The 13,917-nt window shown below is 71.1% G+C and carries 9 protein-coding genes; 5 read left to right on the top strand and 4 right to left on the bottom strand.

The window, feature by feature from the left end:
* Positions 1-493: 493 nt before the first annotated feature.
* Positions 494-2,053: a DHA2 family efflux MFS transporter permease subunit gene (locus UA74_RS17365; protein WP_083683286.1), complete on the bottom strand. Its 1,560-nt coding sequence runs from the start codon at positions 2,051-2,053 to the stop codon at positions 494-496.
* A gap of 737 nt (positions 2,054-2,790) precedes the next feature.
* Entirely contained in the window at positions 2,791-3,624 is an 834-nt protein-coding gene (locus UA74_RS17370) for a helix-turn-helix domain-containing protein (RefSeq protein ID WP_075764917.1), read from the bottom strand.
* A gap of 138 nt (positions 3,625-3,762) precedes the next feature.
* On the opposite strand from UA74_RS17370, the gene UA74_RS17380 reads away from it, so the two are divergent.
* From UA74_RS17380 to UA74_RS17405, 5 genes are all read left to right on the top strand, one after another.
* Entirely contained in the window at positions 3,763-4,734 is a 972-nt protein-coding gene (locus tag UA74_RS17380; protein WP_318533256.1) for an Atu4866 domain-containing protein, read from the top strand.
* 38 nt (positions 4,735-4,772) lie between these two features.
* A complete protein-coding gene (locus tag UA74_RS17385; RefSeq protein ID WP_075741212.1) occupies positions 4,773-6,188 on the top strand; it encodes an amidohydrolase family protein in 1,416 nt (471 codons plus the stop codon).
* Between the two features lie 432 nt (positions 6,189-6,620).
* Positions 6,621-7,049 carry a nitroreductase family deazaflavin-dependent oxidoreductase gene (locus UA74_RS17390; protein ID WP_075764919.1) on the top strand — a complete coding sequence of 143 codons (429 nt, stop codon included), beginning with the start codon at positions 6,621-6,623 and terminating at the stop codon, positions 7,047-7,049.
* A gap of 731 nt (positions 7,050-7,780) precedes the next feature.
* Entirely contained in the window at positions 7,781-8,686 is a 906-nt protein-coding gene (locus UA74_RS17400; protein ID WP_075764923.1) for an alpha/beta hydrolase, read from the top strand.
* Positions 8,687-8,824: 138 nt separating this feature from the next.
* Positions 8,825-9,496 carry a TetR/AcrR family transcriptional regulator gene (locus UA74_RS17405; protein ID WP_075741216.1) on the top strand — a complete coding sequence of 224 codons (672 nt, stop codon included), beginning with the start codon at positions 8,825-8,827 and terminating at the stop codon, positions 9,494-9,496.
* A 430-nt stretch (positions 9,497-9,926) separates the two neighbouring features.
* Here UA74_RS17405 and UA74_RS17410 read toward each other — a convergent pair whose 3' ends face one another.
* Positions 9,927-11,693, bottom strand: a complete 1,767-nt coding sequence (locus UA74_RS17410; protein WP_075764925.1) for an SMP-30/gluconolactonase/LRE family protein — start codon at positions 11,691-11,693, stop codon at positions 9,927-9,929.
* The gene (locus UA74_RS17415) at positions 11,690-13,519 is read right to left on the bottom strand and encodes a flavin-containing monooxygenase (protein WP_075766201.1); all 1,830 of its coding nucleotides are present in this window, start codon (positions 13,517-13,519) and stop codon (positions 11,690-11,692) included. The genes UA74_RS17410 and UA74_RS17415 overlap by 4 nt, the downstream gene beginning before the upstream one ends.
* Between the last annotated feature and the right edge of the window lie 398 nt (positions 13,520-13,917).

Below are 13,917 nucleotides of genomic sequence, written 5' to 3' on the forward strand. Positions count from 1 at the left end.
GGGCCGCTCGTCGCCCGGATGGGTCGGAAAAGCCGCGTCAGTCGGAAAGCCGCGTCAGAAGGCCGCGACGGAGGAGCCGGGGCATAGGGACACGACGGGAAGGCGGTCGGCGAACCGCGCGACGAACGCTGTCGAGGAGCGGGACCACTCGGCCGCGCGACACCGAAGGCTTCCGGTCGGGCTCGCGCAGGCGAGCCAGGGCGGCAGGCCGGGCCCGCTGCCCGCCGCGCCGCCGCGAGCCGCCCCCGCGTCACCTCGTCGAGGAGCGGCGATGGTGCCGAACAGACGCAGCGCACGGCCGACGGCGAGGCCGGCTAGGCCGGCTAGGCCGAGTAGACGACGAGCTGTGTGCCGGGAGCGGACCGGACGTCGAAGGTCTGGAAAAACGGACTGGCCGGCCGCACTCCCGGCCCGACGACCTGCGGGAGCCCGCCTCCGCGATCCGGTGGTGAATCGCGGAGGCGTCGCCTGGAGCCCCCGCAGGCAGGCACCGTCACCGTCGGGCGGTCGCGGGCTCCTGATCCTCGTACCCGTTGTCGATCTCGCTCGCGGCGCCGTCCGCGCCCGTCGATCCGATCGAACGGTCGTCCGACTCCGGTTCCGACTCCGACTCCGGCTTGTCAGGCGTCGACTTCCCGCCGATGAACAACGAGGTGATGAAGGCGAGCACGCCGACGCCCCCGGCGACCAGGAATGCGGTCCGCAGTCCGCCCGCGTCGGGAACACCGGACGGAGCCGCGCTGGACAGGGAGGCGACGGTGATGAACACCGCCGTACCGAGAGCACCCGCGACCTGCTGGAGCGTCGAGAGGATCGCGCTGCCGTGGGAGTAGAGGTGATCCGGCAGGACGCTCAGGGCCGAGGTCATCAACGGGGTCATCATCAGTCCGAGCCCGACCATCAGCAGAACGTGGATGGCGACGACCGCCTGAATCGGCGAGTTCGCCCCCAACGTGACGAACAGCCACAGCGCCACGGTCATGGCCAGGGCGCCGGGAATCACCAGCGGACGCGCGCCGAATCGGTCGAACATCCGCCCCACCGGCCGACCGAGCAGGCCGAGCGCCAGCCCGCCGGGCAGCACCGCCAGTCCGCTGACGAACGTGCTCGTGTTCAGGACCGTCTGCAGGTACAGCGGCAGCAGGATCGCCGAGATTCCCAGCAGACACATGAACAGCAGCGCGGCCAGGACCATGGCGACCACGAAGGTGCGGTGACCGAACGGCCCGAGGTTCAGCAGCGCCCGACCGTCACGCTGGAGTCTGAGCTGGCGCCAGGTGAACACGCCGAGGGAGGCCAGGCCGAGAACGATCGCCGCCCACGGCGGCACCGGGTGCTCTCCGCCTGCGGACTCGCCGATCGAGGACAGTCCGTAGAGCACCCCGCCGAACCCGAGGGCGGACAGCAGCACCGAGAGCACGTCGAGCGGCACCCGACGGGTCTCGCTGTGCAGCCGCATCAGGTTCGCGCCGATCAGGAGCGCGGCCACCGCGAGCGGCAGCACGATCCAGAACATCCAGCGCCAGCCCAGCGAGGACAGCACCGCGCCGCCGATCGTCGGACCCAGCGCGGGCGCGACGGCGATGACGATCATGATCGTGCCCATCGTGGCACCGCGCTTCTCAGCGGGTACCAGACGCATCGCCGAGGTCATCAGCAGCGGGAGCATGACCGCCGTGCCACAGGCCTGCACCACCCGGCCGAGCAGCAGGACCGCGAAGCCGGGAGCGAGCGCGCTCAGCAGCGTGCCCAGACTGAACAAGGTCAGCGAGGCAAGGAAGATCTGGCGTGGCGTGAACCGCTCCAGCAGGAATCCGGTGGTAGGGATGACCACGGCCATCGTCAGCAGGAACCCGCTGGTCAGCCATTGGGCGGTGGTCGTGGACACGTCGAGGTCGACACCGAGGTCACGCAGGGCGACGCTCAGGATCGTCTCGTTCAGGATCATCACGAAGGCGGATGCGACCAACACGCCGATCAGGACGTTGGCGCGCGGCGGCGGCGGGGCGTCGCGGTCGGAGTCCGCAGTGGCTGCGCCCACGGAGTCGATCATGTCGAGGCATTCCTCACAGAGTCGGGAGCGGCTGGGGTGGGCAGGGTCGTCGCAGCACCCGTCCGGGAGTCGTCATCGTCACGACGTGCGACAGGCCTCCGCGATGTTCCGCGCCTCGGCTGCCGGACGATCGCCTGCCCGCGCAGGTCGACGCGACGCTGCACACGTTCGATGGGCACGGTGACACGGCAGACGGCGTACGAGACGCTCGTCTCCCTCCTGCAGACGGCTCGACCCGCCTGACGACGATGTCGGGGGGCGGCCGTTTCTCGGACGACAGGATCATCGTCCGAGCCCCAGAACAACACGGTAACCCCGACCCCCGACGATTTCGATCGAAATTCGGTTGACCGGAAGGCCGGGCCGCCCGTCGCATCCCGGACGGACGAGCCTGCGGTCTCATGCCGACCTCGGGAAGAACGTCATCCCAGGTCGCGGGGTGCCTGCCGAGCAGCGGCGGCGAACCGGTGTGGCGGTCGGCACACCGCGCACGCCGCAGGCTCGGCGGGCCGGGCGGCGGCGGTCTTCGACGCCGATGTTCGACGCAAGAGTCGAACGCCAGGCTGTCACGACCCTGGGGAACCCTCCGCCGCTCGGCTCTATGGCGGAGACGTCGTGTCGAGCTGGTCGCGCCTGGGCCCGGACACTCACGGCGGACCCGCACCGACGCAGGCGGGCCGACGCCGTCACCGCCGAGAGGCGATGCCGGACCGGGGCGGGGCCGACGCGGCGAGTGGTCAGCTCAGGGTCGCGGTGGTGGCCGCGATCGCCCCGAGCAGGCGCAGCGCGTCGGCCGACGGCGAGGCGGGCTCGGCCGAGTAGACGACGAGTTGGGCGCCGGGCGCGGACCGGACGTCGAAAGCCTGGAAGCCGAGGGTGAGGCTCCCCACCTGAGGGTGCAGGAACTCCTTCGCCTCGGCGGTCTTCCCGCGCACCTCGTGACGTCGCCAGTAACGACGGAACTCGACGGCCGCGTGCAGCTCCTCGACGAGGCGGCCGATCTCGGAGTCCGTGCCGTTCCCGGCGACGGCGGTGCGCAGGTTGGCGGCGCAGGCCTCCGCAGCGCGATGCCAGTCCACGAAGAAGGTCGGTGCGACCGGGTCGAGGAAGGTCATCCGCACGAGGTTGTCGAAGGCCCGGAAGGGGCTGTACAGCGCCTCGGCGAGGCGATTGGCGGCCAGGACGTCCAGCCGTTCGTTCAGGATCATCGCCGGGGTGTGCGGCCAGGAGTCCAGCAGCGCCCGCAGTTCCGACGACGCCGTCGCGACGCTCCCGGCGGGCGCGGCGTGGAACGGGACGTCGGCGAGCCGGAACAGGTGCTCCCGGCCGTGCACGTCGAGCCGCAGCACGCGGGCCAGCGCGTTGAGCACCCCGGCGGAGGGGTTGCGCTCGCGGCCCTGTTCGAGCCGCGCGTAGTAGTCCACGCTGACCCCGGCCATCGCGGCCAGCTCCTCACGCCGCAGGCCCGCGACCCGACGCCGCCCGGTCTCGGCCACGATGCCGACGTCCTGCGGGGTCACCGCGGCCCGGCGGGCACTGAGGTAGGCGCCCAGGTCGCCGCGCTTCGTCATGCGCACCACGGTAGGCCGCAGGCGCTCGACCTATCCAGGCCGTGTCACTCCTGGTCAGGAGACGACCTTCCTCCCCGCCCCTCCGGAGCTGACGATCGAGGTCGTACCACGCGGACGACGACACGAAGAGGACTTTCGATGCAGGCATCGGATTACTGCGGGCTCTGGGTGACCGAGGACGGGCGCATCCGCCACCGGCTGCTGCCGACCGGTCGCTACGACGAGGCCAGGGACCAGAACGAGCACGCCTACCAGGGTGACTACCGGATCGACGGCGATCACATCGACTACCGGGACGACACCGGATTCAGCGCCGACGGCGACTTCGTCGACGGCGTCCTGCATCACGCCGGGATGATCCTGTACCGCAGGCCCGACTTCTCCCCCGCCGCCGGGGAGGAGATCGAGCTGGCCCGCAGGCAGGGACCGCACCGGCCGCTGCTGTTCACGGGCGCGCGGCTCCTGACCGGGGACCCGCTCATCGGCGACGTCGAGCGCGGCGACGTGCTCCTGGCCGGGCAGACGATCGCGGGCATCGGTCCCGGCCTGCTCACCGCCGCCGACGACGACGGCGCCATCGTCGTGGACTGCCGGGACACCGTCATCATCCCCGCCGTCGTCGACCTCCTCGCGCTGCACTCGCTGCGCACGGAGCGAGCCGACGCGGTCGGGACGCTGGTGCCCGGCGCCGAGGCGAGCTTCCTCGTCCTCCGGGAATCCGACGTCGCGACTATCGCGGCGGGGCTGGCCCGGCAGTTCGCGGATTCGACGGTCCTCGGCGCGGTCGTCAGCCGAGGCGAGGTCGTCCACTGGGGCTCTCGCCCGCGCCCCGACGATCGTCCGTCCGTGTCTGCCGAGGTCCTCGCCGGGCAGACCGACGAGCGCCGGGTCGGCACCTGGATCGACGAGACCGGCTTCCTGCATCAGCACCTCGGCTCCGACGGCCGGTACGACGAGACCCGTGGCGGACGGCCGCACGCGTTCCAGGGGCGTTACTGGATCGACGGCGACCGGATCGACTACCTCGACGACCTGGGGTTCTGGGCCTACGGCGACTTCGTCGACGACGTGCTGCACCACGCGGGCTACACCCTGCGACGCCGCCCCTGACCCCGTCTCCTCCCCACCGACGAGAGAGCGACCACACCATGCCGACACCACTGCCGGACCTCGGCAGCCCCGGCCCCACCACGTTCCTGTTCACCGGCGGCACCATCGTCACCGGCTCTCCCACGATCCCCGACCTCGAGTCCGGCGACGTCCTGGTCGGCGACGGCCTGATCCTCGCGGTCGGCCCGGACCTGCGCAGCTCGCCAGAGTTCGCCGACCGGATCGCCGAGGCCGTCGTCATCGACACGCGCGGCCGCATCCTCGCGCCCGGCTTCGTCGACACCCATCGACACGCGTGGCAGTCACAGCTGCGACGCAGCATCCCGGACGTCGGCGACCTCGTCTCCTACGTCACCAGCACCCTCGGCGGCGCGGCCCCCGCGTACACGCCGGAGGACATGCTGATCGGCACCCGGCTGGCGGCGCTCGCGGCGATCGACGCGGGCATCACCACGATGCTCGACTTCTCCCACAACGCCCGCAGCGCCGCGCACACCGACGCCGCCGTCACCGCGTTGATCGACACGGGGATCCGAGGCGTGCACGCCTCGATGGCGCCGCACTTCGGCGACTGGGACCGGCAGTGGCCCGCCGACCTCGGCCGAGTCGTGTCGCGATACCAGGGTGCGGAGAGCGGACGCATCACCGTGCAGCTCGCCGCGCTGGCCACCGACGAGATCGCGGGCGAGCACCTCGCCTACGGTCCGCACCTCGCCTCGGTCGCCGAGTCCCTGGACATCGGCGTCAGCATCGACGCCGTCTTCGGCGCCTCGTCCTCGCGGGCCCTCCTCGACTGGGCACGGCGGGGCATCCTGCACTCGAAGGTCATGCTCATCCATGCCACCGGCCTGACCGACGAGGCGTGGCGGGCGGTGGGCGACACGGGGGCGACCGTCGCGCTGGCCCCGACCTCGGAGCCGCAGATCGGCCTCGAATCGGGAGTGCCCGCGATCGACGAGGCCCTCGCCGTCGGAGTCCGTCCCGGCCTCAGCATCGACGTCGAGGTGGCGCTGGCGGGCGACATGTTCACGCAGATGCGGGCGCTGCTGGCCGTCCAGCGGATGCGGGCGGTCGAGAACTCCCCCGACCGCGCGAACCCCTCGGCGCGCATCACCACCCGCGACGTCCTCGACTTCGCGACGCTGCACGGTGCCCACACGCTGGGGCTCGCCGATCGCACCGGGTCCGTCGAGGCGGGCAAGCGGGCGGACCTGATCCTGGTGAACGCCGAGTCGATCGCGACCATGCCGCTCAACGACGCCGTCGGGACCCTGGTCCTGGGGGCGAGTCCCGCCGACGTCGATGCCGTGCTCGTCGACGGCGTGCCGCGAAAGTGGGCGGGCTCGCTCGTCGGGGTCGACGTCGACGCCGTGCGGGACGAGGTCACGGCGTCCAGGGACGCGATCCTGCGGCGTATCGGCGCGGCGGCGGAGCGGCAGGCCGGGCGCGGCTGATCCGCCCGGGCGCTGCGGGGATCCGATGACGCGATCATCGGAGCCGGTGTCGCAGGCCCGGCGGCACCGGCCCGACGGCGCTGCGGGAGACGGCACGGTGGGAGACCGCGCTCCGAAGGCGACGGCGTGCTCGGCCGGGACCGCGCGGGCAGGCGAGCGGACGGCGCGGGAGGACCACGCTCCGCTGCCGCTCCGGGCAGGCGAGTCCGGTCCGGACGCCGCACGGACGACGAGTCGCCGATCGTCCCGCGTCCCGCGTCCCGCACCGACGGTGAGCCGACGAACTCGGCGCAATCGGTCCGCGAGGAAATACGGGGCCGGTCCGTGCGGAATAGATCACGTCGGTCTCGAATCGGGAATTTCCCCTGAGTTCAGAACGTCTCATCCTGGCGTCCCCGTAGTCGCGTCACCGCATTCCTGGAGAGCATTCTCGTGACCAACGCAGCAGACTTCGCCAAGATGAACGAGGGCGTCATCAAGGAGTTCCGAGAGAACGAAGGACAGGTCGGCGGCATGTTCGCAGGCTCACCGCTGGCCCTCGTGCACCACTTCGGTGCCAAGTCCGGCACCGAGCGCATCGCGCCCCTCGTCTACCTCGACGACGACGGCCGCATCTTCATCTTCGCGAGCAAGGGCGGCGACCCGAAGCACCCCGACTGGTACCACAACCTCGTCGCCACTCCGAGGACGACCGTGGAGATCGGCAACGAGACGATCGAGGTGACCGCCACGGTCATCACCGGCGAAGAGCGCGACGTGATCTACGCGAAGCAGTGCGCGGTGGCCCCGCAGTTCACCGATTACCAGAACAAGACCACCCGCGTCATCCCCGTCGTGGAGCTGGTCCGCACCTCGGGCTGAGGACGCACCGACGACGGGGCCGGGCGGGCGGCGCCAGCCGGGCGAACGGGTTCGGACCGCCCGGCGGAGCATCGGTGCCGACGGATCCCCCGGCGACGACACGCCGGGCGTCGGTCCGGGTGTCGAATGCCGGTGCCGTCCCCGATCCCGGCCGGGTCCGGCGCCCGCGTCAACCGAAAGTGTCGGAAGAGCGGAACACCGTCGGCGCCGGGGCCGAACGGGATTCCCCCGTCGATTCCCGATCGGAGTCGTCGGAATTCTTCTCGGACACCGCCGTCGGCCCTTCGGGGCAGGCCGGTGGTGAGCACGGCCCGCCCCGGCCCGGCATCTCCGGGAGCCCCGACGACGGTGCGGCGCGGCCGCCTCGGGCGGCCGCCGACGGCCTGGCCGACACGGCGGTCGGCGGACCCCGACACACCACGGCCGACGACCGGCGGGGCGGCCTCGCCCGCATCCGATGGGCTGTCTGTCGCGGCGGTCGTCGTCGGTTGTTGTGGATTAACTTCGATGAGCACTGAAACAACGGAGGCCGGTGACTGCAACCACCGACGCGTCAGGCGCCGTGGAGCCCGCCGGACCCCGGCGCCGCACCCCCGAGATCGATGCGTAACGAGAGCTCCGATCAACGACGCCCGATCGGCCGAGGGCACGGCCCCAACTAACCGCACGGCCGTTCGTGCTAATTTGCACCAGCCGTCCTGATCGAGGAGTACCGAGGAGGAGTACCGGGCATGGCCGTCGTTCAGTCAGTCGCCAGCGTCACCCTCAACAGCCTGTCCCGCGTCTCGGCCGCACTGGCGGGCAGGGGCGCTTACCGGCTGATGCACATGCCCTTCGCCCGCAGCTCCCCTCGGCAGGCCGAACGCGAGCGGATGGGCACGGCCCACATCGAGCGGATGCGCGTCGGCGCCGCGTCCGTGGTCACCTACCGCTGGGGCAGCGGCGAACGTCCCGTGCTGCTCGTGCACGGCTGGCAGTCGCGCGGTTCGCGGCTCACCGATCTCGTTCCGGGGCTGCTCGACCAGGGCCACAGCGTCATCACCTTCGACGCGCCCGGCCACGGCGACTCGACCGGCCGCAGCGTCACCATCCTGGACTACCGCGAGATCATCACCCGGCTCCAGGACCGGTACGGCGTCTTCGAGGCCATCGTGGCCCACTCGATGGGCGTCCTCGGATCGTTCGACCCGCTGAGCCGAGGCGTCCAGACGCGACGGTTCGTGAGCATCAGCGGCGTCTGCGACTTCACCCATCTGGTCGAGGAGTTCTGCTCGACCCTGCGGCTGCGTGCGCAGGTGCAGGAGCAGATGTACCGCCTGGTCGGCGCGCGGCTCTTCCCCGACCTGCCCGCCGACCGGATGCCCTTCTCTGTCACGCACGCCGCCGACATCGTCTCGATGCCGGTCCTGGTCATCCACGACGAGCAGGACGACCTGGTCGAGCACGGACACGGCCTGCGCATCGCCGCCGCCCTGGGCGATCGGGCCCGGCTCGTCACCACGAACGGACTGGGCCATCGACGCATCCTCGGCGACGGCGAGGTCATCCGCACCGTGCTGGACTTCGTGAACGGCGGCGAGCCGCAGCGGACCGAAGCCGCCGAGAAGCACCCGACGGCTCCCCTCGCGGCCGAGTGATCGCCTGACGGGCAGGGAGCCTGTCTGCGGGCGGTCGAGGCCTCGCTCACTCGCTCGCCGCACGATCACGCGCACCCTCAGTACACTGCCGCGTTCAGGCACACGAGGTCTCGGCCCAGCAGACAGGCAGGCACGGGCATGGCAGCACGGGCACGTTCCGACGGAGACGGAAGAGTCGAGCGCGGGAACCAGACCCGCAGACTGATCCTGAAACGCAGCGTGGACACGGCGTCCGTCGAAGGACTCGAGGGCCTCTCGCTCGGCCGACTCGCGGCCGAACTCCAGCTCAGTAAGAGCGGGGTGTTCGCCCTCTTCGGGTCCAAGGTGGACCTGCAACTCGCCACGGTCCGGGCGGCGATCGCGATCTACGTCGAACACGTCGTGCTGCCTCCCCATGAGCTGCCGCCCGGTCTCGGCAGGCTCTGGAGGGTGTGCACCTCCTGGCTTCGCTACTCCCGAGGGCGGGTGTTCCCCGGCGGCTGTTTCTTCTACGCCGTCTCGGCGGAGTACGACGCCCGCGAAGGTCCGGTGCACGAGGCCCTCGCCGCAGCCCGCGCCGACTGGACCGGCTTCCTCGAGCGGACGGTCCGTGAGGCACAGCGGGTCGGCGAGGTGCGGGCGGAGGTCGACGGCCCTCAACTCGTCTTCGAGATGATCGCCCTGATGGAGCTGGCGAACGCCGAGTCCGTGATGCACGGCGACGACGGCTACTACGACAAGGCGACCAAGGGCATCATCACCAGACTGCGCGACGCGGCCGTCGACCCCACGCTGCTGCCCGAAGCATCGTCGCCGTCCGACGTCGGCTGAGGTCGACGACCGCATCGCCGGGCTCGACCTCCCGGCAGGATCGGGACCGGACCACGAAGGCCGCAGGACGCACGCGAGCAGCGTGGTGGACATCCCGTCGTGGGGCGAGACCGGCGGCCAGACGACCATCCGCGACGGCCGGGCGGCCTCACGCGGCGGTCTTCGGAACCGCGCTTCCTCGCGGCTCCGTCCGCTGCCCGACTCGCCGCGCCCGCCGTCACGTCGTCACCCCGCTCTCGCGGTGTCGACAGAAGTCGGCGATGCCGTCATCTCGGAGACTCGGAGATCGTGGCGATCGACGAGGCCTTCCAGCACTGCTCGAGGGCGTTCCTGCACCGCCCGCCTGCCATCGCCCCCGCATGACGGCAGGCGTCCTGCCCGGTCCGGCACGGGGGCAGGACGCCTGCGTCCGCTCAGCCGAGCCGCCGCCTCAGCCCTCGCTCGACGCCGCAGGCCTCGGTGTCAGGCGCAGCACGCTGCCTTCGCCGTTCGCCGAGAGGTAGAGCGCGCCGTCCCGATCCACCGCGAGGCCGGTGAACTGCCGGGGCAGGCCCGGCATGCCGTGGCAGAAGAGGGCGGGTTCGGCGCGGGTGATCCCCGGCGGGAGGCCCACCGGAAGGTCCTCGGCGTCGATCCGGTGCTCCCCCGTGCTGAGGCTGATCGCCCGCAGCCGCCGATGCTCGGTCTCCACGACGAACAGCTCGTCGCCCCGGATCGCCAGGCCCTGTGGCGCGCCGAGGTCGTCGGCGACGAGTACCGCCTCGCCGTCGTCGAGCCGGAACACCGCGCCGCGACCGGCATCGCTCACGTGACAGCGCTGCCGGTCGTCGAAGGCCACGTCCACGGGGTGGTCCAACCCGTCCGCGAGCACGGTGACGACGTCGTCCTCATCCACCGCAAGGACCCGGCCGGTTCCCGTCTCGGCGACGACGAGCGAGCCGTCGCCGCGCACGGCCAGGCCTGCGGGCCGATCCAGTCCATCGGCCCGCACCCGCACGGTTCGGGCGACCGGGTCGTAGGTGCACAGCCTGCCGTACTGCGAACTCACGTGCAGCAGGCCCTCGGCGGCGGCGACGCCGTGGACGAAGATCATCATCTCGCGGGTGCGGACGCCGCCCGGCTCCCCGGCCCGACTGCGCGAGCCGTCGAGAACGGCCGGGCCGCCGGGGCCGCCCGCGCTGCCCGAACCCCCGTGCCCCGCCGAAACCGCCGCGCTCGCCGAGTCCACCGGACTCGCAGGTTCCGCCGGACTCGCAGCGTCCGCCGGACTCGCCAGCCGGTAGTGGTCGGCCGCATACACCGTGCCGTCGCCGCCGACCGCCACGCCGAACGGGCCGTCGAGCCCCTGCGGGACGACGTCCCTGGTCCGGCCGTCGACGTGCAGCTCGGCGATGCCGCCGCTGGCATAGCTGGAGACGAACATCCGGTTCTCGTCGTCGAAGGCCGCGTTGTCCAGCCCCGTCACCCCGCTGGCGACGACCGTGCGCGATCCGGTGCCTGCGAGGTCGACGCCGGTCACGAGGCCCGCTGCCCCGCGCGACAGGACGAAGAGCACGCCGCCCCGATCGAAGCGCACCGCCACGGGCTCGTGCACCTCGTCGGCGACGAGCTCGGGCTCGCCGCCCTCGAGCGGAATCCGGAAGACCTGGTCGGTGAGCATGTGCGGGTAGTAGAGGCAGCCGTCCGGACCGAGCTGCATCGCATTGCCCATGACCAGTCCGTCGGTGAGCACCCTCGGCTCACCGCCGTCCGGGAACAGCTCCACCAGCCTGCCGTCGATCGTCATCTCGTTGACGAAGAGCCGATCGCCGACGCAGGTGATGCCGTTGGGCACCCGCAGCTGATCGGACACCAGGCTGAACTCGCCGCGCGGATCACGACGCCACACCCGGCCGGGCACGAGATCGGTGATGTACATCGAGCCGTCCGCTCCGAAGGCGAGGTCGTCCGGTGCCTGCACGACTCCGTCGGCGGGCACGATCACCTCGACGTCCCCGGAAGCGACGTCGACCGCGCTGATCTGCCCGGCGAGGAACTGCGCGACGTACAGCCGTCCGTCCGGTCCGAAGGCGACGCCGTTGGAGCCCCACAGCCGGTTCGGCCGATTGAGCCGCCGAATCTTCCACCGGGTGCTCGTCGGTCCGGAATGTCCCGCAGCGGCGAACCGGCTCGGCTGCGCGAACGCCTCGGCGCTCATTCGGCGTCGACCATGACGTCGTTCATTCCACCGCCGTCCCGCCAACGTCTGAGCAGTTCGTGGAACACGACGGGCCCGTTGCTGTAGGTCTCGCCGCGCGGGCGCGGTCGTCCCTCGTTGTTGTAGTAGCCGGGGGTGCACTCGGCCTGGAACCGGTACTGGTCCGGCGCGTTCGCCCGGAGGGTGGTCACCCAGGCCTCCTCGGCCGCCGCGCTCGGCTCGATGCGACGGGCCTTGCGCTCGCGTGCCTCGGCGACGACCTCGGCGACATGCTTCGCCTGCTCGTCGAGGACGTGCACGAAGTTGACCGAGGCCGCGTTCTGCAACGGGCCCAGATGGAACAGGTTGGGAAACCCGTTGCTGTAGAAGCCGTGCAGTGTCTTGGGACCACGCCCCCAGTACTCGGTGAGCGCCACCCCGTTGCGGCCGTATACCGGCAGACTGCCGGACAACACGCCCGAGATGCCGACCTCGAAGCCGGTCGCGAAGACGATGCAGTCGACCTCGTACTCCGTCCCGCCGACCACCACGGCGTTCTCGGTGATGCGCTCGACTCCCCCGTGATCGGCGGTGTCGACCAGCGTGACGTCGTCTCGGTTGAACGCCTCCAGGTAGTGATCGCTGAAGGTCGGGCGCTTGCACATGTAGCGGTACCAGGGCTTGAGGGCCTCGGCGGTCGCCGGGTCCTTGACGACGGCGTCGACCCTGGCACGGATCTCGTTCATCTTCTGGAAGTCGGCGATCTCGTTCACGTGCTCCCGCTCCTCGGGAGGCAGATCCCGGTAGGCATCGCTCGGGATGAGGTTCTGCAGCAGTCGGGCGCTGCCGGTCCAGCCGTCGGCTACCAGGTCCTCCTCGGCCTGACCGCCGTGAACGATCGTGAGGAAGTTGTCCATCCGGCGCCGCTGCCAGCCGGGAGTCAGCGACTCGGCCCACTTCGGGTCCGTGCGGCCGTTGCCTCGGACGTCGACCGAGGATGGGGTGCGCTGGAACACGTACAGGTGCTGGGCGTCGCGGCCGAGGTGCGGCACGACCTGAATGGCGGTCGCGCCGGTCCCCACCAGTGCGACGCGCTTGTCCGCGAGCCGGTCCAGGCCGCCGTCGGCGTTACCGCCGGTGTAGTCGTAGTCCCAACGACTCGTGTGGAAGGTGTGCCCGGCGAAGGTCTCGATGCCGGGGATGCCGGGGAGCTTGGGCCTGCTCAGTGTTCCGCTGGACACCACGACGTGCCGCGCTCGCATCTCGTCGTCGCGGTTGGTGCGGACGATCCACTCCGACTTCTCGTCGTCCCAGCGCAGTTCGGTGGCCCTGGTCTGGAAACAGACGTCGCGGTAGAGGTCGAAGTGCCGCCCGATCGCTCTGGCGTGCTGCCGGATCTCCTCGCCCGGCGCGTACTTCCACTCCGGGACGTACCCGACCTCCTCCAGCAGCGGCATGTAGACGTAGGACTCGATGTCGCAGTGGATACCGGGATAGCGGTTCCAGTACCAGGTCCCGCCGAAGTCCCCCGCCTCCTCGATCACTCGGATGTCCTCGACGCCCGCCTGCCGAAGGCGGGCTCCGGTGAGCAGGCCGCCGAACCCGCCGCCGACGATCACCACCTCGACCCGGTCGTGCAGCGGCTCGCGGGTGCGCTCGACGTCGGAGTAGGGATCGTCCGCGTAGTAGCCGAAGTCGCCGTCGACGCGTCGGTACTGCGCGTTGCCGTCGGGTCGGATGCGGCGGTCTCGCTCGGCCCGATACCTGGCGCGGAGGGCCTCCGGGTCGAAGCCGAGCTGGTCGGGAAGCGCGGCGTGGGCGGCGGGGGGCTGGTCAGGCGTGGGCATGCAGGCCTCTCTGTCGTGTCGCCGGCGGTGTTCCTCGGTCGCGGAGCGGCTGTGGGCGGGCGAGGTCGCCGCCGTCCACAGCAGACCGATCGATCGACCTCGACCCGGGGCCTCGCGAGCGGCAGGGCGACGGCGCGGCCGCCCGCTCCCTCGCCCCTGCCGCGCACCGTCGGCACCCGGCATCCCGTGGCGCACCACAGGAGTGACCATCGGTGTTCCGGCGCCGGGCGCCCGGTCAGGTGCGGCGGCCCGGTTGTCGAGCTCGATCGACTCCAGCTAAGCGTCGCCTGATTGCTGAGTCAATCGACTGACTTAATCATCGCTGGTCACCGCCCCGGGTGATGCTGATCACAGAAAGTGACTGTGAAGTCTGCGTGAGGACCGGCGGGCGCCGAGGG

The sequence above is a fragment of the Actinoalloteichus fjordicus genome, assembly GCF_001941625.1.
GTDB lineage: Bacteria > Actinomycetota > Actinomycetes > Mycobacteriales > Pseudonocardiaceae > Actinoalloteichus_A > Actinoalloteichus_A fjordicus.